Source organism: Amycolatopsis sp. lyj-346 (genome assembly GCF_046548975.1).
In the GTDB taxonomy this organism is placed as follows: Bacteria; Actinomycetota; Actinomycetes; order Mycobacteriales; family Pseudonocardiaceae; genus Amycolatopsis.
The window spans coordinates 82,115-106,836 of the sequence record NZ_JAJPWT010000019.1 but is presented as its reverse complement, the minus strand read 5'-3'; the positions used below and the strand labels follow the sequence as shown (position 1 = coordinate 106,836).

Annotated in this window: 28 protein-coding genes and 1 pseudogene; 14 read left to right on the top strand and 15 right to left on the bottom strand. The window is 71.5% G+C overall.

All coding sequences use genetic code 11. The features are described from left to right. Genes ACLJQE_RS38330 through ACLJQE_RS38295 form a run of 8 tightly spaced genes read left to right on the top strand, consistent with a single transcriptional unit; the run spans position 1 to position 5,218 of the window. Complete coding sequence (locus ACLJQE_RS38330) at positions 1 to 1,179, top strand: hypothetical protein (RefSeq protein WP_410644489.1); 1,179 nt, start codon at positions 1 to 3, stop codon at positions 1,177 to 1,179. A 2-nt stretch (positions 1,180 to 1,181) separates the two neighbouring features. Continuing rightward, positions 1,182 to 2,339 carry a hypothetical protein gene (locus ACLJQE_RS38325; protein ID WP_410644488.1) on the top strand — a complete coding sequence of 386 codons (1,158 nt, stop codon included), beginning with the start codon at positions 1,182 to 1,184 and terminating at the stop codon, positions 2,337 to 2,339. Continuing rightward, entirely contained in the window at positions 2,340 to 3,029 is a 690-nt protein-coding gene (locus ACLJQE_RS38320; RefSeq protein WP_410644486.1) for a hypothetical protein, read from the top strand. It begins immediately after the preceding gene. Between the two features lie 16 nt (positions 3,030 to 3,045). Next, positions 3,046 to 3,324, top strand: coding sequence for a hypothetical protein (locus ACLJQE_RS38315; RefSeq protein ID WP_410644484.1), 279 nt, complete (start codon positions 3,046 to 3,048; stop codon positions 3,322 to 3,324). Further along, the gene (locus tag ACLJQE_RS38310; protein ID WP_410644483.1) at positions 3,321 to 3,752 is read left to right on the top strand and encodes a hypothetical protein; all 432 of its coding nucleotides are present in this window, start codon (positions 3,321 to 3,323) and stop codon (positions 3,750 to 3,752) included. Before ACLJQE_RS38315 ends, ACLJQE_RS38310 begins: the two co-directional genes overlap by 4 nt. Next, a complete protein-coding gene (locus ACLJQE_RS38305; RefSeq protein WP_410644482.1) occupies positions 3,752 to 4,090 on the top strand; it encodes a hypothetical protein in 339 nt (112 codons plus the stop codon). Before ACLJQE_RS38310 ends, ACLJQE_RS38305 begins: the two co-directional genes overlap by 1 nt. Positions 4,091 to 4,098: 8 nt before the next feature. Then, positions 4,099 to 4,920, top strand: a complete 822-nt coding sequence (locus tag ACLJQE_RS38300) for a hypothetical protein (protein WP_410644481.1) — start codon at positions 4,099 to 4,101, stop codon at positions 4,918 to 4,920. 31 nt (positions 4,921 to 4,951) lie between these two features. Further along, positions 4,952 to 5,218: a hypothetical protein gene (locus tag ACLJQE_RS38295; protein WP_410644480.1), complete on the top strand. Its 267-nt coding sequence runs from the start codon at positions 4,952 to 4,954 to the stop codon at positions 5,216 to 5,218. A gap of 71 nt (positions 5,219 to 5,289) precedes the next feature. Here the strand turns inward: ACLJQE_RS38295 and ACLJQE_RS38290 are convergent, their stop codons facing one another. The 3 genes from ACLJQE_RS38290 to ACLJQE_RS38280 all read right to left on the bottom strand — a co-directional run bounded on the left by ACLJQE_RS38290 (position 5,290) and on the right by ACLJQE_RS38280 (position 6,740). Next, positions 5,290 to 5,532, bottom strand: a complete 243-nt coding sequence (locus ACLJQE_RS38290; protein WP_410644479.1) for a helix-turn-helix transcriptional regulator — start codon at positions 5,530 to 5,532, stop codon at positions 5,290 to 5,292. 672 nt (positions 5,533 to 6,204) lie between these two features. After that, complete coding sequence (locus ACLJQE_RS38285) at positions 6,205 to 6,501, bottom strand: hypothetical protein (RefSeq protein WP_410644625.1); 297 nt, start codon at positions 6,499 to 6,501, stop codon at positions 6,205 to 6,207. 2 nt (positions 6,502 to 6,503) lie between these two features. Beyond that, entirely contained in the window at positions 6,504 to 6,740 is a 237-nt protein-coding gene (locus tag ACLJQE_RS38280; protein WP_410644478.1) for a hypothetical protein, read from the bottom strand. Positions 6,741 to 6,923: 183 nt separating this feature from the next. Here ACLJQE_RS38280 and ACLJQE_RS38275 point away from each other — a divergent pair, with 183 nt between their 5' ends. Genes ACLJQE_RS38275 through ACLJQE_RS38265 form a run of 3 tightly spaced genes read left to right on the top strand, consistent with a single transcriptional unit; the run spans position 6,924 to position 8,521 of the window. Next, on the top strand, positions 6,924 to 7,154 hold the full coding sequence (locus ACLJQE_RS38275) for a hypothetical protein (RefSeq protein WP_410644477.1): 231 nt from the start codon (positions 6,924 to 6,926) through the stop codon (positions 7,152 to 7,154). Continuing rightward, a complete protein-coding gene (locus ACLJQE_RS38270; protein WP_410644476.1) occupies positions 7,154 to 7,678 on the top strand; it encodes a DUF6879 family protein in 525 nt (174 codons plus the stop codon). The genes ACLJQE_RS38275 and ACLJQE_RS38270 overlap by 1 nt, the downstream gene beginning before the upstream one ends. Before the next feature lie 9 nt (positions 7,679 to 7,687). Continuing rightward, positions 7,688 to 8,521, top strand: coding sequence for a helix-turn-helix domain-containing protein (locus ACLJQE_RS38265; protein ID WP_410644475.1), 834 nt, complete (start codon positions 7,688 to 7,690; stop codon positions 8,519 to 8,521). A 15-nt stretch (positions 8,522 to 8,536) separates the two neighbouring features. Here the strand turns inward: ACLJQE_RS38265 and ACLJQE_RS38260 are convergent, their stop codons facing one another. The 6 genes from ACLJQE_RS38260 to ACLJQE_RS38235 all read right to left on the bottom strand — a co-directional run bounded on the left by ACLJQE_RS38260 (position 8,537) and on the right by ACLJQE_RS38235 (position 13,102). After that, positions 8,537 to 8,950: a hypothetical protein gene (locus ACLJQE_RS38260; RefSeq protein ID WP_410644474.1), complete on the bottom strand. Its 414-nt coding sequence runs from the start codon at positions 8,948 to 8,950 to the stop codon at positions 8,537 to 8,539. A gap of 232 nt (positions 8,951 to 9,182) precedes the next feature. Then, positions 9,183 to 11,096 (bottom strand): hypothetical protein, encoded by a 1,914-nt coding sequence (locus ACLJQE_RS38255; RefSeq protein WP_410644473.1) that lies wholly within the window; start codon positions 11,094 to 11,096, stop codon positions 9,183 to 9,185. Then, positions 11,089 to 11,748 carry a DUF2637 domain-containing protein gene (locus tag ACLJQE_RS38250; RefSeq protein WP_410644624.1) on the bottom strand — a complete coding sequence of 220 codons (660 nt, stop codon included), beginning with the start codon at positions 11,746 to 11,748 and terminating at the stop codon, positions 11,089 to 11,091. Before ACLJQE_RS38250 ends, ACLJQE_RS38255 begins: the two co-directional genes overlap by 8 nt. Positions 11,749 to 11,790: 42 nt before the next feature. Next, positions 11,791 to 12,405: a hypothetical protein gene (locus ACLJQE_RS38245; RefSeq protein ID WP_410644472.1), complete on the bottom strand. Its 615-nt coding sequence runs from the start codon at positions 12,403 to 12,405 to the stop codon at positions 11,791 to 11,793. Further along, complete coding sequence (locus ACLJQE_RS38240) at positions 12,402 to 12,590, bottom strand: hypothetical protein (protein WP_410644471.1); 189 nt, start codon at positions 12,588 to 12,590, stop codon at positions 12,402 to 12,404. Before ACLJQE_RS38240 ends, ACLJQE_RS38245 begins: the two co-directional genes overlap by 4 nt. 263 nt (positions 12,591 to 12,853) lie before the next feature. Continuing rightward, positions 12,854 to 13,102 (bottom strand): hypothetical protein, encoded by a 249-nt coding sequence (locus tag ACLJQE_RS38235; protein ID WP_410644470.1) that lies wholly within the window; start codon positions 13,100 to 13,102, stop codon positions 12,854 to 12,856. A 356-nt stretch (positions 13,103 to 13,458) separates the two neighbouring features. Here ACLJQE_RS38235 and coaE point away from each other — a divergent pair, with 356 nt between their 5' ends. Next, entirely contained in the window at positions 13,459 to 14,643 is a 1,185-nt protein-coding gene (gene coaE, locus ACLJQE_RS38230; protein WP_410644469.1) for a dephospho-CoA kinase, read from the top strand. Between the two features lie 148 nt (positions 14,644 to 14,791). On the opposite strand, the gene ACLJQE_RS38225 is transcribed toward coaE, so the two are convergent. The 6 genes and pseudogenes from ACLJQE_RS38225 to ACLJQE_RS38200 form a co-directional block, all read right to left on the bottom strand. Continuing rightward, the gene (locus ACLJQE_RS38225) at positions 14,792 to 15,415 is read right to left on the bottom strand and encodes a response regulator (protein WP_410644468.1); all 624 of its coding nucleotides are present in this window, start codon (positions 15,413 to 15,415) and stop codon (positions 14,792 to 14,794) included. Beyond that, positions 15,412 to 16,683 carry a sensor histidine kinase gene (locus ACLJQE_RS38220; RefSeq protein WP_410644467.1) on the bottom strand — a complete coding sequence of 424 codons (1,272 nt, stop codon included), beginning with the start codon at positions 16,681 to 16,683 and terminating at the stop codon, positions 15,412 to 15,414. Before ACLJQE_RS38220 ends, ACLJQE_RS38225 begins: the two co-directional genes overlap by 4 nt. Beyond that, positions 16,680 to 18,188, bottom strand: a complete 1,509-nt coding sequence (locus ACLJQE_RS38215) for an ArnT family glycosyltransferase (protein ID WP_410644466.1) — start codon at positions 18,186 to 18,188, stop codon at positions 16,680 to 16,682. The genes ACLJQE_RS38220 and ACLJQE_RS38215 overlap by 4 nt, the downstream gene beginning before the upstream one ends. Positions 18,189 to 18,273: 85 nt before the next feature. After that, positions 18,274 to 19,770, bottom strand: coding sequence for an ArnT family glycosyltransferase (locus ACLJQE_RS38210; protein ID WP_410644465.1), 1,497 nt, complete (start codon positions 19,768 to 19,770; stop codon positions 18,274 to 18,276). Positions 19,771 to 19,838: 68 nt separating this feature from the next. Further along, positions 19,839 to 20,036, bottom strand: a pseudogene (locus tag ACLJQE_RS38205) (ATP-binding cassette domain-containing protein); the annotation flags it as partial. Positions 20,037 to 20,153: 117 nt separating this feature from the next. Continuing rightward, positions 20,154 to 20,672 carry a DUF402 domain-containing protein gene (locus ACLJQE_RS38200; RefSeq protein ID WP_410644464.1) on the bottom strand — a complete coding sequence of 173 codons (519 nt, stop codon included), beginning with the start codon at positions 20,670 to 20,672 and terminating at the stop codon, positions 20,154 to 20,156. Between the two features lie 98 nt (positions 20,673 to 20,770). Between ACLJQE_RS38200 and ACLJQE_RS38195 the strand changes: the two genes are divergently transcribed. Both ACLJQE_RS38195 and uvrB read left to right on the top strand, forming a co-directional pair. Continuing rightward, the gene (locus ACLJQE_RS38195; RefSeq protein ID WP_410644623.1) at positions 20,771 to 22,381 is read left to right on the top strand and encodes a DUF5685 family protein; all 1,611 of its coding nucleotides are present in this window, start codon (positions 20,771 to 20,773) and stop codon (positions 22,379 to 22,381) included. A 67-nt stretch (positions 22,382 to 22,448) separates the two neighbouring features. Further along, positions 22,449 to 24,605, top strand: a complete 2,157-nt coding sequence (uvrB, locus tag ACLJQE_RS38190; RefSeq protein ID WP_410644463.1) for an excinuclease ABC subunit UvrB — start codon at positions 22,449 to 22,451, stop codon at positions 24,603 to 24,605. Positions 24,606 to 24,722 lie beyond the last annotated feature (117 nt).

Sequence of the window (24,722 nt, the reverse complement as noted above, 5' to 3'; positions counted from 1 at the left end):
ATGCCCACCAACGCAGCAGCGACCGGCTTCTGGACCGCGATGCCGAGCGGCTCGCGCGCCAACAACGCCCGGCAGGGTCGTGCTCTGCTCCAGGCCGTCTACCAGAACATCGACGCCACGCCGATGAACGGCACCCGCTCCGGCGTCGTGCCGACCACCTGGGACGCGGCGAACCTCCGCTTCTCCGACCTGCTGGTCACGGTGACCTCGGGCCTGACGATGAACGTGGCGCCCGGTTCGGCGGTCGCGCACCGCTCCGGCCAGGGCCCATACGAAGGCTGGCTGACCTCCGCCGCCTCGGTCACGACCGACCCGGCTCCGGCCAGCAACCCGCGCAACGACCTGGTCGTGATGCGCTGGTACGACTCGACGGCGGGGGACGCCTCCCCGGACGGCAACCCGTGCCGGATCGAGATCATCACCGGCACGCCCGGCGCGGTCCCGGTCGACCCGATCACGGCGAACAGCCTCGGCGTCTACACCAGCTTCCCGACCTCGGGTGGCGGCGTCGGTATCCCGCTCGCGCGGGCTCAGGTGTCCACAGGCGGCGTGATCACGCTGACCCGGCTGCGTCGCTCGGTCGGCGTCATCGGGGCGACCCGGGCGTTGCTGGAGGGCGACAGCGACACCGCAGGCAGCGTCGGTGATCACCGGTACACCCCGAGCACGGACACGCTGGAGGTCAAGAACAGCGCGGGGAACTGGCTGCCGATCCAGGTCGGTGTCACCGGCATCGTGGGCGCGCAGGTCGGCTACGCCGAGATCACCGCCAACTCCGCCACCTGGAACTCGGCCACCAAGGTCGTGACCAACCTGACCACGACGTTCCCGGCGATCGCCGGGGCGGTCTACGAGGTCGAAGCCGACCTGACCTGGGCGTGCGCCACCGCGTCGAACACCGACGAACTCGGCATCGGCTGGCGGCTGGGCGGCGCCGGGACGGTGGTCAACACCGACCCGATCATCGGGCCGCGCCAGACCCGCACGCATCCGGACGGGACCGGGCTGAACGACCTGCACCTCTACGGCCGGTTCACCGCCGTCTCGGCGGGCACGCACTGCGTGGCCGTTATGGGCTGGAAGCCGACGGGGAACACCGGCACGAGCAACCTCTACGCCACCACCGCGTCCGCGACGAACATCTCCACGAACGTCATTCGCGTCCGGCGGGTGGCGTAGCCGTGGCCGCCACGGAGCGCGCGTACACGGCGCTGGCCTACACCACCGTGACCGGCCGCGTCCTGTTCGAGGTGGACCTGGCGGCCGAGCCGGAGTGGTCGTCCCGGATCAACGACGTGGGCGGCTGGAAGATCACCGTGCCGCTGCACGGGCAGGCGCGCGCGGCGAAGGTGCGGGAGTGGTGCGTGCCGTGGCGGTTCTCCATCGCGATCGTGCGCGGCCAGGGCGTGGCGAGCGACACGGTGTGCCAGGCCGGGCCGATCGTGCCCTACGCACCGGACGACGACAGCCCAGTGCACACGGTGTCGGGCAAGGGGTTCTGGGAAATACTGAACCGCCGGGTGCTGCACCACCGCAACTGGAACCCGGCTACCGCGCGGATTACCGATGCGTCAGCGGACCTGACGATCAACGACAGCCTGCCGAACATCGCCCGGAACATCGTCGACCACGCGACGACGATGACTTACCGGGCGGGCTCGGCGCTGCCGGTGGACTTGCCGACGCCGACCGAGACGGGCACGAGCACGCGGGCCTATCCCGGGTACGACATGGCAATGGCCGGCCAGCGGCTTCAGGAGCTGACGCAGGTCAGCGAGGGGCCGGACGTGCTGTTTCAGCCCTACCTCACCGTGATCGGTGGCCTGCGCTACATCCGGCACCGGATGCTCGTCGGCAACCCGTACCTCGTGCAGCCCGGCGTCCCGCTGCTGTTCGACTACCGCTCGAACCTGGTGAAGCTCACGATCGCCGGTGACGGATCGGACCAGGCCAACACCGCCTTCGTGAAGGGCACAGGGAACGAGGCCGGCCAGCTGTACGGCTACGCCACCGATCCCTCTCTGGTGACTGCCGGGTGGCCGTTGCTGGACATGGTCGACTCGGGCCACACCTCGGCCTCGGAGCAGCCCACCTTGGACGGCTGGGCGGCTGCGGACGTGGCGCTGTACAGCTCGCAGCCCGAGCAGTGGCAGGCCACCGTGCTTGCCGACGCCGAGCCACGGCTGGGCTCGTACCTGCCGGGGCACTTCGCCGACTACAGCGTGAAGAACCACCACTGGCTGAAGAACGGCAAGTACTCCTACCGCATCCTCGGCGTCTCCAACGGCCCGGAGCGGGACAAGGTGCTGCACCAGCTGCAAGCGGTGAGGGGGTCCTGAGTGGTCGCCAGCCAGCCGATCGAGCGCCCGGACTCGCCCGACTTCCTGATCAACCGGCTGCGTGAGCTGGAGCAGCGGGTGGACGAGCTGACCCGCCAGTCGAAGTATCCGTTCTCGATCTCGCACAACGGAGTGCCTGACTTCACGGTGCTCCCGAACGCGGACAACTCCGGCGCGATCGTGTCGGTCTACGACGGGGCCGGGCACGCGCTGATCCAGACGGACCCGGATACGAAGTACGGGCTGGCTCGCCCCGAGCAGCATGTGCCGATGTATCAGGTGACGCCGGGTGCGATCTACAACAGCTCCACGACGTTCGTGCGGATGCTGGCGGGCACCACGGTGGCGATGTGCTCGTCATTCGCCATGCAGTGGATTCTCACCGTGGTCTACGGCGGCGGTGGCGCGGCGGCGGTGGCGCAGACCTATGCCGTCATCTCGGACCCGGCGACCGGTTACGCCACCACCACCACGACCACGACGACCCCGAGCACCACATCCAGCATCGGCGACGTGACCACGGTCAGCCCGTTCGCGATCACCCTGCCGCCGACCGTCATCGGGAACCGGCTCGGCGTGGACATCTACACCCGCATCTCGGCAGGCGGGTCTCAATCATCCGTTGCGGCACAGCCCATCTTTGCGGCGGGCGTGTCCCGCGCGACCGCCGTCGGCTTCGGCGCGGCCTGACAAAAGGGGAAGCTACATGGCGACGTTCATTGTGGACGGCGTGGAACAGCCGCGCGGCGAAGGCGAGTCGGTGTTCCCGAAGCTGATCTTCGATCGGCAGATCGGCATTTTCAAGATCGAGTACGCCGATGTTCCGGAGGAAGAACTCGGCGGCTGGCTGCTCCACCGGGCGAACATCATGGCGGACGGCGACGGCGTCCCGTTCGGACTGTGGTTCTTCCCCCAGGGCTACCAGCCGCCCACCCCCGAGCCCGGTGCTGATACGCCCGGCGACGGGACGGAGACCGACGAATGACGATCATGCTGCGCCGGTCGCGCTCGCCGTTCCAGGTCGGCGTGCTGCTGGCCCTGTTCCTCATCTCGATCATGTCGGCGCTGTTCTTTCCCGACGTGGCCACCAGTACCGCGCGCGAACTTGGCGCAGGACTGGGGCGGCTGATGTACGGCGGCACAGCAGTGGCCGCCGGGGTCGCGCTGGCCGGCATCTGGCGGCCGGGTGTGAACGGCCTGCTCGTCGAACGCGTCGGGCTGATCTCGATGGCCTTCTGGGTCCTGGGCTACGGCGTGGCGGTGTTCATCAACTCGGGGGCGCGCGGCGTGCAGTTCGGCGGCTACATGCTCGCCGTCGCCGTGATGGCCTCCTGGCGGGCCTGGCAGATCGGCCGCGAAGCGCGCGAGCTGGCGACGGTGCAACACCTGGCCGACACCATCCGGGAGGACTGATGAACGACTGGATCCCGGTGATCGTCGCTGCTCTCGGCGGTGGTGGTGTCGCTGCGCTGGCTGCGCTGCTGCTGGTCCGCAAGCAGGGCCGGAAGCTCACCGCCGAGGCGAAGGTGTCGGAGGCCAACGCGGCCGACGTGCTCGGCAAGGCAGCGGCGTTCCTTGTGGAGCCGCTGACCAAGCAGCTCAAGGACGCCGAGGCGCGCGCCGAGCGGCTGAACAACCAACTCGCCGTGGCGCAGGCCGAGGTGCAGCAGCTCCGGGGCGACGTCGACCGGCTGAGCAAGGACCTCGTGACCGCGCGCGAGGAGAACGACCGGCTGAAGGGCGGGGCTTAATGCGCACCATGTACGACGCGGTGACGGCGCGGAACATCCCGACGTCGGCCGTGATGGTCGCTGGCTACATCGACAAAATCAAACTCGAACCGTGGTCGGCCGCGGACTGGGCCCGGTTTCCGAACGCGGTCAAGGTGACCATCGTCAAGAAGGCCAGTACCAATGCTGGGCACGTGCTCGACGTGGAGCCCGGCGACGCCACCCCGGCGCAGGCCCCGGGCTGGGTGCGGATGCGGCGCGCGGCCGGCGCCGACCCGACCGTCTACATGAACCTCTCGACCTGGCCGACGGTGCGCAAGGCGTTCACCGATCAGGGTGTGGCGCAGCCGCACTACTGGGTGGCGAAGTACGACAACAACCCGGCGTGGGGCACCGGATGGGCGGCGCTCGGCTGCGTCGCCAAGCAGTACGCGGGCGACGTGGCGCCCGGCATCGACCTCAGCAGCGTGGCCGACTACTGGCCCGGAGTGGACGGAGACGACATGCCCCTTACCAACGAGGACGTCGCGAAGATCTGGAGCGGCGTCGTCCCGAACAAGACCAACGGCAGGATGGACCCCGCCGGGGAACTGCTGGGCTGGACGAACTTCGAGGCGAAGCGCAGCGCCGACGCGGTGGCCGGGCTCACCACGTCCGTCGCCAATCTCGCCCAGCTGGTCGCCAAGCAGGGCGACGTCGACGAGATCGCGCTGGCGAAGGCGCTGGAGCCTGCGATCGACGCGAGCGTGACCCGAGCGCTGGCCGACGCCGGGGGCGCCGACCCGGCCGCCAACGCGCGCGCGGTGTTCGACGAGCTGCGTCGCCTGCTCGGCACCGGTGGCGCGGCGTGACCACGAACAACCCGACGAAAGGAGCCCGCCCGTGAGCGAGCAGGAGTATCACCCGAGCGCCCAGTTCAACCCCGCCCACCCGGATCACGCCGGGTGGGCGAACGGCCCGAAGCCGCCGCAGCTGCCCGCCGAGGCGCAGATCGTGCGCGACTTCCCCGACCCGGAGACGGCGCCGGCCGCCGAGGCCGGGATCGTCACGATGCACCAGGAGGGCGCGTTCGCCGACGAGCACGTGGCTCTCTCGGGCGCCGACGAGGAAGAGCCCGAGACGAAGCCGAAGACGACCCGCAAGCGCTGAATAGCACGCAAAGCCCCACCCTCCCGCGCGGAGGGTGGGGCTTTTTGTGTGCTCTGGAGCCGAACGCCGAGCTACAGCGGCTTGGCCAGCTCGCGCCGCCCCTCGTCGGTGAGCACGTAGTAGCGGTGGGTCTTGGCGGGCTCGTCCCACCCATCCGTGAGCCAGCCGCGTTGCTCCAGCGTGTCCAGCATCGGGTAGAGCCGGTTGCTGTGTACCTGCGCAGCACGGCGCAGGTCTTCGGGGTAGAAGCGGGCGTCGGCTGCTCCAGCGAGCAGTACCGCCGCCAGCCTGCGCATTTCCCGGGTCGACCGCATGGCTCGATCCTAACCTTCGTCGTCCGGCTCGGGCGGGTGCTGCTGCCAGCGGAACACGGTCGACCGGTACCTGGCGCCCGGATGGGTCGGCCCGCTCGGCTGGAGCGGCGGGCGGCTTCCCGCCGAGCCGGGGTAGGCCACGTTGCCAGCCTGGCCTCCGGCGAGACAGCTGCGGCGGTCGCGTCGGCGACCGCGAGGTTGCTTGGACATCGTTGCTCTCCTACTGCCGCGGATTCGGCGGGTTCGGCTGGACGGGGCGCGGCTGCGGAGCGGGATTGCTCCGGGTGGGGCTGGCGGGCCGGTCCTTGCCCGGCCCCGGCCTCGTCGGTCCTGGCCCAGCGGGGTTGCGCGGCGTAGGCATCGGCCGTCCTCCGGTTCGGTACGCGGGCAGGTGGAACCCAGCCGACGCGCCGATGGAGGGCAGCGCGCCGGCCGGGGGCTCAGCGGTTGAGCGTCAACTTCGCCAGGCAGCGGCTACAGCGCATGGCCTGCGGGTGCACTTGTTCGCCGCACGCCTTGCACGTGAACCTCAGCGGGAGCGGCGGCCCGGCGACCCGAGCGGGGCGCGTGAACCCGTCGGCACCGTGAAGCCACGCGGTGAACAATGTGAGTGGGCTGGTCCCGGTCTCGTTGCCGAGGTGCCGACGGCGCGTATTCTTGCGCGGCCCAGCGTCAGCGGCGTGCACGGGGCACCTCGATCCGGCGGTGCTCGTTCTGGCTCGCACAGCCGGGGCAGGTCCGCCCGGGAACCGGAATGATCTTGTCCCGGCTGACCGTCGATCGGGCGTGGTCCAGCGGGAACCGCTGGAGCGTCTCGCACCACGGCCGGACCAGCGGGACGCGCTCGCTGCCGTCTCCGCGCAGCTGCGCACCGTCGTAGAGATGAGCCCAACCGTCGTCGGCGCACTCGTGCCATTCCCAGCCGAGGACCGGCGGGTCCTGCATCCGCTGCGGACGTTCGGCGACCATTGTCACTGCGGGCTCCTCGAACTACGAACCACCCGCGCTCGGTCGATTCCGTACTGGCCGGTGTCCAAACCTCGGTAGAACAGGTCGCGCGCCAGCTCGGGACTGCCATGCCAGTCAGGGCTCAGGACGTTGACCTCGGTCTTGTCGGCACCGAGCCCGAGGCCGCTTACCCAGACGTTTCCGGCTTCGACCTCGCGCGCGAACACGGCGTCGTCATCCTGGCTTGCGTCTTCAGCCATCACGCCTCCATCCGGTGCCGCCCGGCTGGGCGGCCGGCGTCACTTCGGCAGCGTCCCACGATTTCGCGACATCGAGACATGATTTCGCGAAATCATGCGGATAAGCACACGATTGGACCAATTGAGCGAGACGCGCCGCCTGACATGATCGTTCTTCGCGAAACCACCTGCTAGGAGGCCGACATGTCCGACCGCGAAGAGCCCCTTGACCTGACCTTCCTGGGCACCACCAGCACCGGCGGCCAGTGTCCGAACGCGTACGCCACGAACCGTGGTACCTACGTGATCCAGGGCTACAAGGTCATCGACCCCAACGCGCTGGCCCAGCTGCACGAACGCGGTCTGCCCGAGGGGGAGACCGCCGTAGAGATCCCGGCCGGCCTGCTCAAGTTCCTGCCGGTTGAGGGCTCGTGATGGGTGTTCGCCTCTCCGGCGAGCAGTGGGCGCGTGCCCTGCACGACTTCGAGCGGACCGCGTTCCGGTTCGAGTGCCAGGGCACGTACCACGAGCCATACGAACAGCAGGCGCTTCACCAGTACCTCGCGGGCGACGAGCCGGACCTGACCTATCTGCGCCCGTGGCTCGACGACGTGCGCCGGGGCACCGACGCCGGGCGCCGGTACAGCCGGGTGCGGTTGGTGACCGACCCGATCACCGACTACCTGCGGTTCGAGCTGGCCGTCACCCCGCACAACGAGGCGGCCGGGGAGGACGTCCGCGTGCTCTCGGCTACCTGTGCTGCCCAGCTGGGCCCGCTGCCGGGCGATGACTTCTGGCTGTTCGACGACCGGCTGGCGACCGTCATGCACTTCGACGAGAACGAGGGCTTCCAGTACGCCGAGGCGGTGACGGCACCCGATCAGGTGGCCCGGTTTCTCGAAATTCGCGAACGCGTGTGGGATGCTGCGGTCCCGTTCCGGGAGTTCGTGATGACGTAGCGAGGGTGAGTGCCTAACAGCTTCGAGAGGCGGCGCGAGGCGCTCGGCGAGCGCCTGCGTGAGTTGCAGGTGGCCGCCGGGTACGAGCAAGGCAAGGACTTCGCTCGTGCCCTCGGCTGGAACGCGCCGAAGGTCTCGAAGATCGCGAACGGCCGCCAGACCGCGAGCACCGAAGATATCGACGCGTGGCTGGCCGCGGTCAGCGCATCGCCCGATGTCGCGGACGAAGTGCGCACCTTGCATGCTGCCGTGCTCGACGCCTACGTCACTTGGAAGGACAAGGTCCGGACCGGTCACCGTGCGCGGCAAGAGGAATCGGTGACCCGCGAGGGCAAGGCTCGCGTGATCCGAGCCTTCGAGATCGGCGCCGTGCCTGGCCTGATCCAGACGGCCGACTACGCGCGGTGCGCGTTGACCGCGCACGCCGAACTACACGGCGGCGGCCACGACATCGACGACGCCGTGCGCGCCCGCATGAAGCGACAGACGATCTTGTTTGAGCCTGGCCGCGAGATCGAGCTGCTGTTCTCCGAAGCCGCACTGCTCAACCCAATCGCACCACCCGAGGTGATGCGCGGTCAGAAGCACCGCCTGATCGCGACGATCGGCACGCCGGGTGTCCGCGTCGGCATCGTCCCAACCGGCGTCAAGCTGCCGTACCCGTTGCTGCACAACTGGTGGATCATCGACGACGTCGTGCTGATGGAGTCGGCCACCGCCGAGATCGTGGTAGACGACCCCGACGAGGTCGAGGTGTACAACAAGCTCACCGACATGTTCTGGGAGGTCGCAGTGGAGGGCGACGCCGCACGCGACCTCCTCGCCGGTGCAGCGCCGTCCTGACGGCGAGGATTCGGTTTATCGAGCGCACCTGGCCAGCCGCGCGCTGACCGACACGTCGTACTGGGTGGGCGCCGATGGATCTGGGCTTGCCGGGTCGACGAAAGTCTGCAACCAGACGGTGCCGTCCGGGCTGATGCCGTACACGCCGACGACCTCACCGGGCGTGCAGCCCTTGTCGCTGGGCACCCGAGCCGAATCGGAGGCGTAGCGCACGTCGGTGTAACCGCGTGCCAGCATCGTGGCCGCTGCGTCGGAGGCCGTGTAGCCGGCCAAGTCCTGCCGGTTGTAGACGTGCTCGGCGGGGAAGACCGGGTGCGGAGAGGGAACGGCGAAGCCGTCGACCTCGTTGTCTCCGCCGAGCCACAAGGGCAGCAGCACTGCCAGGGCCAGGGCCAGCGACGCGCTGACGAGAACGGCGGTGCGCTTCACCGGACAGCGCCGTGGCGGGTCGAGACTCGATTCGTGTCGGACATCGCGCTGGCTCCTTCAGTTGAGGCACTGCAAGACCAGATCGGCTGAGCCTCCACCCCTGTTACGGTCGATCTCCTCCGCATCTCATATGTGACCGTGAGTTACCGGTGTCCGCTCATCGAGCGCTCAACGCCCACTCCTCGCCTGCGCGTAAGGGGCGCCAGTGAGCGTTGAGCGCTCGCCAGGCGGGTCACTCTGCGTGCACCCACTTGCCGCGGCCCTCCCGCCGCGCCCGGCCCTCGGCCTCCAACTCGGCGAGCAGTCGGCGCAGCGTCGAGTCTGGGAAGCCGGTCGCCTCACGCAGATGCGCCGGGCTCACCGGCGCGTCCGACAGCAGCTCGGCGACGCGGTCATGCTTGCTGGCCGGGCGCTGCATCGGCACGCGCACCGTCACCCTCGGCGCCTCCAACGGCACCGTGCCCGTGTACACGGGCACGGTGCCGTCCGCGTCGACGACGACGGAATTGTTCAGGTGCGCGAAGATCGCCGCCGTCCCCGCGTCCAGCGGCACCGCGCGGTGGGCCTTGATGAAGCGGTTCCGCTCGGCGACCGTCGCGATGTAGCCCTTGGCCTGCTGCGGCGTCGGGTGCTCGGCGTCCTTGACCAGGAACACGCCGGTGCCCAGGCCCTCCGAGCGCCAGCCCAGGTCCCGGGCGCCGCCCCACAGCGTCTTGGACTGCTGCTCGTCCAGGGCCAGGGACATCTTCGTGAGCTGGGCACGCATCTCCGTCGAGCCCACGTCGGACTTCGTCGGGTTCTGGGTGGCCAGGATCAGCCGGATGCCGACCTTGCGGGCACGCTTGGCCACCCGGCCGGTTACCTTCTTCACCGCCTCGCCACCGGCCTCCACCAGGTCCGGGTACTCGTCGAAGACCGCCACCAGCCACGGCAGCTCCGGCGACGGGGCGAACGAGTCCGGCCCGCCGTGGCGCTTGCCCTCGGCCAGCTTCCCTTCGCGGTACTTCACCGCGTCCAGGACGGCGTCCAGCAGCGCCAGCGAGTCGTCCTCGTCCCGGGCCAGCGGCACCGCCAGCAGCGGCTCCCACGGGTCCAGGGTGGCGCCGGAGGCCATATCCGAGCCGACGACCGCCACGTCCCCGGCGTCGAAAAGCCACATCAGGATGGACTCCAGCAGCACCGACTTCCCGCCGCCGGTCTGGCCCACCAGGAGCAGGTGCCGCAGGGTCACGATCTGCGGTTCCCCGTCGTCGAGCAGGCCGAGGTCTAGGCGCTGGTCCATGCCGAGCAGCGACTGGTGCGGCCGGTCCGGGCACAGGACGGGGTGGTCGAGCTTCGCCTTCCACGGGTCCTTCGGCAGGATGCGGATCTTCACCCGGCGAGCCGAGGCCATGTCCTCGGAGATCTGCACCGCCGACGGGCGCAGGCCGAACAGGCTGGCCAGCCGGGAGGCGCCGTACTTGGCGTCCTGAATGGTCTCGCCGCTCTTCAGCTCCACGGTCAGCAGGCAGCCGTTCGCCTGGAGCTTCTCCGACTTCATGATCTTCGAGTGCATGAGCCCGCGCACGCCGTTGTCCGGGTCGGCCACGCGCTTCGGCCAGGCGCGGGTGAAGCGGTTGGTGACGCCCTTCGAGCGGATGCGGCGGTGCCAGGACCACGGGGCGCCGAACACGACCAGGAGCACCAGGCCCACCCACCAGGTCACCTGGTTCCACCCGGTGAGGCTGGTGAGCGTTAACCAGGTCCCGCCGGCTGTCACCAGACCGAAGGCATAGACCTTCTCGACCGGGCGGTCGAGCACACCGCGCTCACCGGCGTCGGCATCGGCCGGCACCAGGTGGCGCACCAGCCAGGTGAGGGCGCTGGCGGCGCGCTGGTGCAGCAGGCTGGCGACCAAGGCGGCGGCCACCAGGAGCGCCAGGGTGGCGGGTAGCGCCCACCAGGTCGGCCACCAGGTGTGGATCACCAGCCCGGTCAGGCCCGCCAGCACCCACAGGTAGACCGGCACCAGGAGGTGCCGCCAGCGCCACCCCAGCTTCGCCGACCACGACGACGCGATGAGGAGGGCGCCCAGCGCCAGCGGGACGTCCACGGCCCACCAGGACCGCCCGACCGTGACGCGCCGCTTCTGCCTCCGCCTAGCCATCGGCGACCTTCCGGCCGACGACCGACAGTCGAGCGGTCTGGCCCTGGCGCAGCTCGGCGAGCACCTGGCGGACCTGGTTCTCGCTGGCGTCGAGCTGGTTGGCGAGGGCCTGGCGGCCGGGCGGCCGCTGCCCGGCGGTCTCGGCGGCCGCCAGCGCCTCGGCGACCCGCTGGCGCAGCGGTGGTGTCTCCTGGTGAACGTCTTCGCTGGTCGCCAGGTCGCCACCAGGTTGCTGGTGCGGGTCACCAGCTTCCTGGTGGGGCTCCTGGTGGGCTGGCTCCGGCTCACCAGCCGCCGCCAGTTCGCTGGCGTCGGCCGGGCGGATAAGGGACACGACCAGCTCGTAGGCGATGGCGAACGCCAGCGGCGGCCACGCGGCCACCAGACGGTTCACCAGGTCGGGCCCGGCGTTCGCCACGTTCGCCACCAGGCTTACCAAAATGCCGACGATGACCGCCAGCCACGCCAGGCCCGGTGCGCCGGTGCCGTCGCGGCGGGCGCGGACGATCGCCAAGCTGGCGACGACCAGGAGCCCGTCAACCGACAGCGGGACGAGCCAGGACAGCCACGTCTCGCCGTGCTTCGCCGCGAGGTCGCGCATGTGCGTGTAGCTGGCGACGGCGGCGACGAGCGCCACCAGGGCGCCGAAGATGATGCCGCTGGTGCCGGAAGCCGTCGGAGGTGCCGCGCGCGGTCATCGGCTCCACCGCCGCAGGTCGCGCGCCCGGTCCAGCTCGGCGCGCGAGCAGCCGTCGCGGCCGCCGGCCGCGTGGCGCTCGGTCAGGTACGGGTAGTAGTCCGGCCAGCCGGTGAGGACGCTGCCGCAATCGGCGACGATCTCGGCGGCCGGGCCGTGGCCGTCGGCGTAGAGGTCGCAGCCGCCGCACGCCCGGTACTGGAGGACGTGCGTCCACTCGTGCGCGACCGCGGACCACACGTACCGGCAGGGCAGGACGGTGTGGTCGGTCGACAGCACGATCCGGCCAAAGCCGTCCGGTGTCGGCTCGGCGTAGGCCGCGGACCCGGCCGGGACGGCGGCGTCCACGGCGGACTGCGGGCGGACGAACAGCCCGACGTGGTGCTCACCGAGCTGCGCCAGGGCGGCGTCAGCGGCCGTGGCGGTGTCGCACCGCGCGCCGGTGGCGCCGTCGAGATCGCGGATCGGCGTCCACTCGGCGGCGGGGCGGCTCGGGGCCGGGGCCGCGGAGACGGTGAGTGCGCCGGAGGCCCAGAGCGACAGCAGAGCCACGACGACGATGACGGCGACGAGCTCGAGCAGGGCGGCCAGAACGGCCGCGGCTCGCTTCACCGGATCTCCCATTCGGTGCCGACCTGCGAGGGCGTGATTCCGGCGTGCAGGGCCTTGTTGATGCGGGCCGAGAGCCGGAGCGCGGCGTCGCGGACGTCGTCGTCGCGAGCGGGCTCCACGCCCTGGCGCAGGTTGAGCAGGTACCGCAGGACGCGGTTGGTGTCGTTGGCCTCGGTGATGTTCATCGCCGCGCCGCCGTCCAGTCGGCGAGCGCGACGCCGAGGCGGCAGGCGCCCCAGCAGAGGAGGGCCCCGGCCAGGGCGCCGCCGATAGCGGCGAGGATGGGCAGGATGATGACCACGGTGCTGTCCTCCGATTGCTCGGTAGAGGGCAGCTATCCCTGATCAGAGATGGTTTCTATTAGGAAACGCTCTAGTCGGAAATCGTGGTCGAGACGCGCGAAACCGGTCGCTGACCACCCGCTTTCCGGGGGACCGGGCGGCGGAGCTCAGGCGGCGCGCACGGTCACCGCGGCCGGCCTGCCCCGGCTGACCGACGGCACCCAGATGTGCTCGAGCGCCGCGGCGCGGGCCTTGCGGCGGAGGCCGGCGAAGCTGTGCTTGGCCGGGACCAGCAGCGTGCTCAGCCAGGTACGCCGGTAACCGGCCAGTGCCTCGGCCACCGGGCGGTGGACAACGCAGTGCACCAGCCCCGGCGTGCCGAGCCGGTGCCTTCCGGCGTGCTTGCTGTCCGCCATCGTTCCTCCGCGTGGACGACGCTGTCGCGCGCACCGTACGCACGGGGGCGGTTCCAGGTGGGTAAGCAACACGGCGTGTCCGGATATCGGTTGAGTCACGCTCGCGGCCCGGGGTGTGCGGTGTCGCCGCGGCTTCGGGCACGACCCCGCCGAGCTCGCCCGCGCACAGCAGGACGGCGGCCGCCCGGCCGATCTTCGTCTTCTTCACCGGCCCCCTCGGCGGTGCTCCCTTGCTGAAGATGTCGACCGGACCAGCCGGGTGTTACGACATTTTCCCACCTGTCACACAGATGGAGCAGGTCTGACCGGACGTGTCCACCACGGGCGCGTCCACCCGCGTGACTAGGGTGATCGGCATGTTGCGTGTGGGGTTGACGGGTGGGATCGGGGCCGGGAAGTCGACCGTGGCGAACCGGCTCGCCGAACACGGCGCGGTGCTGGTGGACTCCGACCGGATCGCCCGCGAGGTGGTCGAGCCCGGGACCGAGGGACTGGCCCGGCTGGTGGCCGAATTCGGGGCCGGCATCCTGGCCGCCGACGGCTCGCTCGACCGGCCCGCGCTCGCCGCGAAGGCGTTCGCCGACGACGAGTCGCGGCACCGGCTGAACGCGATCGTGCACCCCCTGGTCGGCGCCCGGACCGGGGAGCTGATGGCGGCCGCGAAGCCGGACGCGATCATCGTCCACGACATCCCGCTGCTGGTCGAGAACGGCCTCGCGACGGCCTACCACCTGGTCGTGGTCGTCGACGCGCCGGTGGAGGTGCGGGTCCGGCGGCTGGTGTCCGCGCGCGGGATGGCCGAGGCGGACGCGCGGGCGCGGATCCGGGCGCAGGCGAGCACGGAGCAGCGCCGCGCCGTCGCGGACGTCTGGCTGGACAACGGCGGCGCCGAAGACGCCGTGCTGGCCGAGGTCGACGCGCTGTGGGCGGACCGGCTGGTGCCGTTCGAGGCCAACGTCCGGCTGCGCCGGCCCCGGCCGCCGATGTCGCCGAAGATCGCCGAGTACGACCTCACCTGGCCGGCCCAGGCCGAGCGGGTCCTGGCGCGGGTTCGCGCCGCGGCGGGGGAGCTCGCCCGCCGCGCGGACCACATCGGGTCGACCGCCGTGCCCGGCCTGCCCGCCAAGGACGTCCTCGACCTGCAGCTCACGGTGCCCACCCCGGCCGACGCCGACACCCTGCAGGACCTGCTGTCCGACGCGGGGTTCCCGCGGCTGCGGGGCGACTGGGGCGACGACGCCCAGGACGGCACCGGGACGTGGCCGAAACGCCTGCACGTCGGCGCCGACCCGAAGCGTGCGGTGAACCTGCACGTCCGGAGCGAGGAGACGCCCGCGTGGCGGCTCGCGCTGCTCTTCCGCGACTTCCTGCGCGCGAACCCCGGCGAACGCGACGACTACCGCGACGTCAAGCTGCGGCTGGCCGAGGCGCACGCCGAGGACGGCAACGTCGCCGCCTACGCGGACGAGAAGCAGGAGTTCGTCAACGGCGTCTTCGCCCGCGCGGAGAAGTGGGCCGCGGCCGGCGGCTGGACGCCCTAGCGCCGCGCGTCCGAGGTGCGTGACAGCCGTCCGGTAAGCGCCCCAATGTGGCCTTGGGTGCGTTCAACGCACCGAAGGCCACCTTGGGGCGCATCCGTCGGCGGGCGACCCCCACCCAGCGGTCCCGATCATCAAACAACCTGCGACGCTAGGAACCCAGCAGCCCCCGTTCGAAGGCCACGGCCACCGCGGCCGCGCGGTCGTTCACGCCGAGTTTCGCGTAGACGTGGATGAGGTGGGTCTTGACCGTCGCCTCGCTGATGAACAGCTTCTTCGCCGCTTCCTTGTTCGTCGAACCGCGGGCGACCAGGGTGAGCACCTCGAGTTCGCGCTGGGACAGCGGTTCCCGCACGGGCGCGCGCATCCGGCCCAGCAGCCGGCTCGCGACGGCGGGGGAGAGCACCGCTTCGCCGCGGGCGGCGGCCTCGACCGCGCGGAACAGGTCCTCGCGCGGAGCGTCCTTGAGCAGGTAGCCCGTCGCACCCGCCTCGACCGCGGGCAGGACGTCGGAGTCCGTGTCGTAGGTCGTGAGCACCAGCACGCGCGCGGGGTTGCCCAGCCGGGCCAGCTCGGTGATCGCCGCGACGCCGTCGGTGCCCGGCATCCGCAGGTCCATCAGCACGACGTCGGGGCGCAGCCGCTCGGCCAGCGCGACGGCTTCGGCGCCGTTCGCGGCCTCGCCGACGACCTCGAACCCGCGACCGGTGAAGATGCCGCGCAGGCCGTCGCGCACGACCGGGTGGTCGTCGGCGATGAGCACGGTGATCGTCATGCGGAGGCCTCCGGCGGGGACGGGACGGCGGGCAGGGCGGCCGAGATCGCGGTGCCGCCACCGGGTTCGGACTCGACGTGCACCGTACCGGCGAGCCGCTGGACGCGGCGCCGCATCCCGGGCAGCCCGAACCCGGGGCCGGGTCCGGGGACGAACCCCACGCCGTCGTCGCGGACGTCGAGGGTCACTTCCTCGTCCATGTAGGACAGGGTGACGCCGACCCGGCCGGCCGCGGCGTGTTTGTCCACATTGGACAATGCTTCCTGGGTGACGCGCAGGATGGTCGACTCGATCTCGGGGTGCAGCGGCCGCGGGACGCCGGTGGCGGTCATCGCGGCGGGCACCCCGGTCCGCGCGCTCCACCGCGCCGCGACGCCGGCGAGCGCCTCGGGCAGCGTCGCCGAGTCCAGGTGCTCGGGGTGCAGTGCCCGCACCGAACGGCGGGCGGCGGTGAGGTTTTCCCGCGCCAGCGTGGTCGCGGAGTCCAGGTGCCGCTGCCACTCCGCCGGCTCGTCCTTGGCCAGCGCGGCCGCTTCCAGCTGCGTGATGATGCCGGTGAAGCCCTGCGCCAGGGTGTCGTGGATCTCCTGCGCCAGCCGCTGCCGCTCGTCGAGCACCCCGGCCTCGCGGGCCTGGCCGAGCAGTTGCCGTTGCAGGCCTTCGTTCTCCGCCTGGGCCGCGGCCAGTTCGTCGAGCATGCGCCGGCGCTCCTCGTTCTGCCGGGCCACCGCCGCCGACAGCAGCCCGCCGCCCCCGACGGCCGCGGTCTGCACGACGATGATCGCGATCCAGACGCCCGGCCGCTCCCGCAGGGCCTGCACCGGACCGCCGTTGCCGAGGGTGTTGATCAGCAGCGACGTCACGGCCAGCGCGGTGAAGGCGAGCCACGTGGGCCGCAGCCGCATGGCGGACAGGAACGCGTAGATCATGAAGATGACGTAGGTGACGTCGCGGACTTCGAGGGCGCTGCCCAGCGCGAGGATGCCGAGGAACGTGAGCAGGGCGAAGGCGGGCCGGTCGCGCAGCCGCGCCGGCGCGAAGACCACCGTGCCGAGCACCCAGAGCGCGGTCAGGGCGACCAGTGCGCCGGTGACGGCCCACCAGCGGCCGTCGTGGCCGCCGACACCGATGCTGACGGCGGACGCGGCGGCCAGCAGCACGCCGGGCAGGAAGCGTTCGACGCGGTACAGCCACGGCTGCCAGCCGGCCGCGGTCTGCGCCGACTCCGGCGGCCACATCGCCCGGTCCCACCCGGCCCCCGGGTTCACGCTCTCATGTCCTTGAGCCGCGGCCAGATCTCGGCCCACTCCGCGGTCCGGCCGGTGAGCTGCCAGACGGGCATGTGCTCGCTCGCGTTGCGGATGCCGAGCCGGTTGCCGACCTGGCCGACGATGCGCGCGTCCCCGAAGTACTTCGCGAGCTTCGACGGGTCGTAGCCGACGAAGAGCACGGTGCCGGCGTTGTCGGCCGGGCGGCCGAAGTACCAGAAGCCGCGGCTCGGGCTGTACGCCTCGGGCAGGCCGCGCTCGGGCCCGTACCGGCCGAGCGCGCCCGCCTGCCAGTAGCCGCCGGTCACGACGGCCGTGCCCGGCGGCGCGGTCCGGTACAGCTCGGCGACGTCGTCGGCGAGGTCCGGCCAGCCGATCTCTTCGGCCGCGTACGCGGGCCGCGGCGCGGCCGGGTGGGCGGCCAGCCAGTGCGCCGGCCAGACCGGCACCGTGAACGGCAGGCTGAACAGCGCCGACAGCACGAACACCGGCCAGGTCGGCACCCACTTCCACCAGCGGGACGGTGCGAGACCTTCGAAGTGCACGGCGGCCGCCGCCCACAGCACGCCGAACGTCCCCGCCGCGTAGTAGTACCGCCCGTTGGCGACCAGGAAGACCGCGACGACGCCGAGCGCCGTCCAGCCGAGGAACCGGTACGGCCGCAGCCGCTTGCTCCCGAGCAGCACGGCGACGCCGTAGAGGACACCGAGCGCGCCGATCACCCAGCCGGCCCCGGCCAGCAGCTGCGGGACGAAACTCGCGCGGCCGCCCGCCGCGTCGACCTCGGCGCCGACCGCGTCACCCATGCCGAGCTGCGGCCAGCCGTTCGCCCGCTGCCACAGCAGCGTGGGCACCAGCGAGCCGGCGGCGATCAGCGCGCCCAGCCAGAGCTTCGGCCGCCGCAGCAGCTCCCGCGGGCCGAACGCGAGCACCGCGAGCCCGGCCAGCACCCAGAACGCGCCGATGAGCAGCTTGCCGTTGAGCGCCACCGCCGTCACGACGCCGAGCCACACCAGCAGCGAGTCGTCGCGGGTGCGGACCCAGCGCACCAGCAGCCACAGCACGAGCGTCCACAGCAGCGGGTCGATCGTCGACGTCGCCAGGTAGTGGCCGCTGCCCACGAACTGCCCGCAGATCGCGTACGCCGCCGCGGCGCGCGCCTGCGCCTTCCGCCGCCCGCCCAGCTCGCGGGCGATCAGGGCGGTGGCCACCACCCCGCCGGCCGTCGCGGCGATCGCCGGCAGCCGGAAGACGACCAGCGAGCCGGGGGCCAGTGTGTCCATCGCCCACGCCAGGAACGGGACGAGCGGCGGCTGGTCGGCGTAGCCCCAGGCCAGGTGCTTGCCGGCGGCGAGGAAGTACAGCTCGTCGCCGAAGTAGCCGTAGCGGCCCGCGGTGAGCAGCAGCGCGGTGGCCGTGCCCAGGGCCAGCAGCGCGACCGGCAGCCGGGCGAACGGGGCGAGTTCGGCTTTCGCCTGGTCGGGGGCCGTGGCTACGGCGTCCATCGTGCTCCTGTCCGTGGTCGGCGCCGGTCCTTCCCGCACCCTACGTGGGGCACTGCCGGCCACCGCGGGGATGGTGACGCCGGGCTCACGTGTGCGTGTTCACCAGCTTCGGCCACAGCTCGGACCACGGTTCGGCCCGGCCGGTCGCCAGCCACAGCGGCACGCCGTCGAAGTAGCTCGGCTTCGCGTCGCCGGTGTCCACCTTCCCGATCGGCCGCAGGCCGGCGAAGTGCCCGAGCAGCGGCCGTGGATCTTCACCGACGAAGAGGACGTCGGTCGTGCTCTCGGGTGGTACGACCAGCGTCGCGTAGCCGCGGTTTCCGCTGGCCGGCTCGGGCAGGCCGAGATCGCGGCCGTACCGGTCGAGCGCGCTCGCTTCCCAGTAGGTTTCGGTCACCACCGCGGTCCGGTCCCGCCCGGGCAGCCGCGCGAACGCCCCGGCCACCGAGCGGGCGGCCTCCGGCGAACCGATCTCGGCGAAGGCCAGCGCCGGGGCCGGCAGCGACGGGTGCTCGGTCAGCCACGCCCGCGGCCAGACCGGCAGCGAGAGGGGCAGGACGAGCAACGCGGACAGCGCGTAGCAGGGCCAGGTCGCGATCCACCGCCACCAGCGCGCCGGCTCCCCGCGTTCGAGCGCGACGGAGGCTGCCGCCCAGCACACCGGGTACATCCCGGCGAGGTAGTAGAACCGGCCGTTCACCGCCAGGAACACCACGGTCAGCAGCACGACCGTGCAGCCGAGGAAGCGGAGTTCCCGGCTGCGCAAGAGCCGCCACAGGCCGTAGCCGAGCAAGACGGCGCCGACCGGGAGCCCGGCGGTGACCAGTGCCCCCGGCACGAACGTCACCCGGCCACCCCAGGTGCCCTCGACCTCCGCCGAGATCGCCGCGCCCATGCCCAGTTGCGGCCAGCCGTGCGTGGCCTGCCAGAGCAGCGTCGGCACCAGCGCCGCCACGGCGATCCCCGCGCCGAGCCACAACCCGGGTCGGCGCAGCAGTTCCCGTGGTCCGCACGCGAGGACCGCGACGCCGGCGGCGAGCCAGAAGCCACCGACGAGGAACTTCGTGTACAGCGCGATCGCCGTGACCACGCCGGCCCAGACGAGCAGGCCGTCGGCGCGGGTGCGCAGCCAGCGGACCAGCAGCCACAACAGCACGGTCCAGAGGAACGGGTCCACTGTGGACGTCGCGAGGTAGTGGCCGCCCGCCAGGAACAGCGACGACACGCCGAAGGTCGCGGCGGCCAGGGTCTGCGCCTTCGCCCCGCCGCCGAGTTCGCGGGCGATCAGCGCGGTCAGCGCGATGGCCCCGAGCATCGCCAGCATGGCGGGAATCCGCAGCACGAACGGCGAATGCCCGAGCGCGTCCATCGCCTTGGCCAGCAATGGAAGCAGCGGCGGCTGGTCGACGTACCCCCAGGCGAGGTGCCGTCCGGCGGCCAGGAAGTACAGCTCGTCGCCGAAGTAGCCGTAGCGGTTCGCGGTCAGCAGCAACGGGATCGCCATCACCCCCGTCACGACCGCCACCGGCTTCACGGCGAACGGCCGGACGCCGGCCGGGGCGGGCGCGGTCGTCACTCCCATCGGAACACCCGCGCCGCGATCGTCGTGCAGCCGACGGCGAACACCGCCATCGCGCCGAGCTGCAGCAGCTCGAGCCCCAGCACCGAAAGCTCACCGCCGTCGGGCGTGCGCAGGCCCTCCAGGCACTCGACGGTCGTGGTCTTGCCCGCGCCGTTCGGGTCCAGGATCCCGAAGATCTCCCCGCGTTCGACGGTGAACGAGACGTCGTCCACCGCGACTTTGTCCCCGTACCGCTTGTGGAGGTGCTCGACTTCGATGACCGGCATGCCGCCGTCCCCCTTCTCGATCCGTTTCCGACAGATCGAGAATCCCGCGGCGGCCCGGTGCGGCGCGTCATCAGAACGATCCACTCCGCATCCACCATCCGGAGGATGCGGCGGCCCTTAGGGGTGGCGGCGCCAGGTGAGCGCGATGTCCTTCGTGGACAGCCACGCGGCGAGGTCGTACCCGTGCGCGGCCAGCCCTTCGACCGCCGCGTAGGTGGTTTCCAGGGCGAACTGCGCGTCCTCGGCGGTGAGCAGGCCGGCGGCGTGGGCTTCGAGGAGCTCGTCGGTGTCGATCACGCTGAGTGAGAGCTTGTCCTTCAGCACGATGTCGATGTAGAGGTCGGTGGCGATCCAGCGCGGGCCGTCGCGGTGGACGCGGACGACGTCGAGGTAGAAGTCCTGGTCGCGCTCGTGGCCGGGGGAGAACCAGAAGTCGGTGAGGCGCAGGCCGAGCCCCGGCACCAGCCACGATTCGAGGTAGTGGAACTGGGCGCGGCCCGGCGTCGGGCGGGCGAGGTACAGGCCGAACGGCTCCTCGCGGAACTCCTCGACCTCCCGCACGATGCCCTTGGGGTCGATGTTCGAGCGCGCGGCGGGGTCGAAGACCTCGACCTTCGGGGGGTGCAGTGCGGCCATGCCGATCATCCTGCCGGGCCGGTCACAAAACGCGTACTCGCCCCACGGGCGTCACACGTTCGGGCTAAGGTGCGCCGACCGTGAGTGGGGGGTGGGAAATGTTCGGGATCATCCGGCCGTGCCGGCACCGGCTGGCCGAGGGGCTGCACGCGGACTGGCTGGCGCACCTGTGCGGGCTGTGCCTCACGCTGCGCGACGAGCACGGGCAGCTCGCCCGCGTCGTCACCAACTACGACGGGCTGATCATCTCGGTGCTGGTCGAGGCGCAGACGCCGCGCGCGGACGGCCGGCGCGAAGCGGGTCCGTGCCCGCTGCGCGGGATGCGGACGGCGTCGGTGGCCCGCGGCGAGGGCGCCCAGCTGGCGGCGGCGGTGTCGCTGGTGCTGGCGGCGGCCAAGGTCGGCGACCACGTCGAGGACGGCGACGGCGCGTTCGGCAGGCGCCCGGTGGCGGCGGCCGCCCGCCGCGTGGCGGCCCGCTGGACGGCGCAGGGCGGCCGGACGGGCGGCCGCGTCGGGTTCGACACGACGGTGCTGACGGAGGCGGTGGAGGGACAGAGCGCGCTGGAGTCGTCGGTGCGCCTCGGCGACTCACCGCTCCTGGCGACGGAACCGGCCGAGCGGGCCACGGCGGCGGCCTTCGCGCGCACGGCGGAGCTGGCGGGCAAGCCGGGCAACGCGCCTGCGCTCGCCGAGGCGGGCCGGCTGTTCGGACGGGTGGCCCACCTGCTGGACGCGGTGGAGGACCACCCGGCCGACGCGGCGGCGGGGGTGTGGAACCCGTTGCTGGCCACGGGGACGGGGCCGGAGGAGGCCCGACGGCTGTGTGACGACGCGGTGCTGGGGGTGGAGCTGGCGTTGCGCGAAGCGGAGTTCGCCGAGCCGGCACTGGTGCACGCACTGCTGGTCCACGAGCTACGCCAAGCAGTGCGGCGAGCCTTCGGCCACGGCTTCTCCCACGGCCACGGCGACAGCCACGACCAGCACCGCGGCCACGACCACGGCCAGCACCGCGGCCACGACCAGTACGGCGGCCACGGCCAGCACGGCGGCCACGACCAGCGTCGCGGCCACGGCCACGACCACCACTCTGGTTTGGCCGGGCAGCAGCCGCCGCCAGGGTGGATCGGGCCGGGGCCCACTCCGCCGCAGCATCCCCACCAGCAGCCGCCGCCGGGGTGGGTCGGGCGCGGGCCGGCGCCGCAGCAGCACCCGCACCAGGTTCCGCCCGGCTGGAACGATGCTCCGCGGCCGCACGCGTTTCCCCCGCCGGGGCCGGTCCCGCCGCCGGGCGCTCCCGGCGGCCGCGGTCCGGGTGGCCGCGGCCCGGGTGACCCAGGTGGCCCCGGTGGCCCCAGTGGTCCAGGTGGTCCAGGTGGGCCCGGTGGGCCGGGTGGCCCCGACGGCCCCGGTGGGCCCGGTGGTCCGGATGGCCCCGACGGCCCCGATGGGCCCGGCAAACGCGGCAAGTCCGGGCCGTACGACGGCAAGGGTGGCGGCCTCTGGTACCCGAAGTTCGCCGTCCCCTCGAAGAAGCGCAACCTCTTCCTCGGCTGCGCCCTCATCCCCTACATGTGCTGCACCTGCCAGTTCTGCTGCCGCGATCCCTACCCCGGCCCGTGGAGCGGGAAACCGGTCGAGGCGTGGGGATGCGACTCCGGCTGTGACGGTTGTTGCAGCTGCTGCAGTTGTTGCGATTGCGGCGGGTGAGGCCGGCGTCGAGCCCGCTGACCAGGGCCGACGGAAATTGTCGGTGGCTCCGCCTACTCTGGTCCACGTGGCTTTCGCAACCGAACACCCCGTGCTCGCCCAGTCCGACTTCCGGCCCGTCTCGGAGATCCCCCGGACCGGCGGCCGGTTCGAGGTGGTCAGTGACTACCAGCCCGCCGGTGACCAGCCGGCGGCCATCGACGAGCTCGAACGCCGGATCAGGGCGGGCGAGAAGGACGTCGTGCTCCTCGGTGCCACCGGCACCGGCAAGTCGGCGACGACGGCGTGGCTGATCGAGCGCGTCCAGCGGCCGACGCTGGTGATGGCGCCGAACAAGACCCTGGCCGCGCAGCTGGCGAACGAGCTGCGCGAGCTCTTCCCGCACAACGCGGTGGAGTACTTCGTCAGCTACTACGACTACTACCAGCCCGAGGCGTACATCGCGCAGACGGACACCTACATCGAGAAGGACTCGTCGATCAACGACGACGTCGAGCGGCTGCGGCACTCGGCGACGATGAACCTGCTGTCGCGGCGCGACGTCATCGTGGTCGCCAGCGTCTCGTGCATCTACGGCCTGGGTACGCCGCAGTCGTACCTGGACCGGTCCTCGAAGCTCGCCGTCGGCATGCAGCTGGACCGGGACGTGTTCCTGCGGGCCCTGGTCGACGTGCAGTACACGCGCAACGACATCGCCTTCGCGCGCGGCACGTTCCGCGCCCGGGGTGACACGGTCGAGATCATCCCGGCGTACGAGGAGCTCGCGATCCGGGTCGAGTTCTTCGGCGACGAGGTCGAGAAGCTGTACTACCTGCACCCGCTGACCGGGGACATCGTCAAGGAGGTCGACGAGGTCCGCATCTTCCCGGCCACGCACTACGTCGCCGGCCCGGAGCGGATGGAAAAGGCGATCCAGGAGATCGAGAAGGAGCTCGAGGAGCGGCTCGCCGAGCTGGAGCGGCAGGGCAAGCTCCTGGAGGCGCAGCGGCTGCGGATGCGCACGGCCTACGACATCGAGATGATGCGCCAGGTCGGCTTCTGCTCCGGCATCGAGAACTACTCGCGGCACATCGACGGCCGCGGCCCGGGCACGGCGCCGGCCACGCTGATCGACTACTTCCCGGAAGACTTCCTGCTGGTGATCGACGAGTCGCACCAGACCGTCCCGCAGATCGGCGGCATGTACGAAGGCGACATGTCGCGGAAGCGGAACCTGGTCGAGTACGGCTTCCGGCTGCCGAGCGCGGTCGACAACCGGCCGCTGACCTGGGAGGAGTTCTCCGACCGGATCGGCCAGACGGTGTACCTGTCGGCGACACCGGGGCCGTACGAGATGGGCCAGGCGGGCGGCGAGTTCGTCGAGCAGGTCATCCGGCCGACCGGCCTGGTCGACCCGAAGGTCGTCGTGAAGCCGACCGAGGGCCAGATCGACGACCTGGTGCACGAGATCCGCGAGCGCGCGGACAAGGACGAGCGCGTCCTGGTCACGACGCTGACGAAGAAGATGTCCGAGGACCTCACGGACTACCTGCTGGAGCTGGGCATCCGGGTGCGCTACCTGCACTCGGAGGTCGACACGCTGCGGCGCGTCGAGCTGCTGCGGCAGCTGCGGGCGGGCGACTTCGACGTGCTGGTCGGCATCAACCTGCTGCGCGAGGGCCTCGACCTGCCGGAGGTGTCGCTGGTGGCGATCCTCGACGCGGACAAGGAGGGCTTCCTCCGGAGCGGGACGTCGCTGATCCAGACGATCGGCCGCGCGGCGCGGAACGTGTCGGGCGAGGTCCACATGTACGCGGACAAGATCACCGACTCGATGCGGCACGCGATCGACGAGACGGACCGCCGCCGCGAGAAGCAGGTCGCCTACAACGAGGAGCGGGGCGTCGACCCGCAGCCGCTGCGGAAGAAGATCGCGGACATCCTCGACCGGGTGTACAGCGAGGCCGAGGACACCGAGCAGGTCTCGGTGGGCGGCTCGGGCCGCAACTCCTCGCGCGGCAAGAAGCCCGAGCAGGGCGACCGGGTGCGCAGCTCGGGGATGCTGGTCGACAAGAACGTCTCGGCGATGCCGCGGGCTCAGCTGGCGGACCTGATCCAGCAGATGACCGACCAGATGATGCAGGCGGCGCGGGACCTGCAGTTCGAGCTGGCAGCGCGGCTGCGGGACGAAATTTCGGACCTGAAGAAGGAGCTGAGGGGCATGGACGCGGCCGGCATCAAGTAGCGGTCGGGTCGCCGGGCCCGGGCCGGCGCCGGGGGCGGGGAGGGCCGCGGAGCAAGGCAGCCCGGCAGCCCCGGCAGGTCCCCTCCAGCCGGGCGAGGACGCCGCGCGGGACGAGAC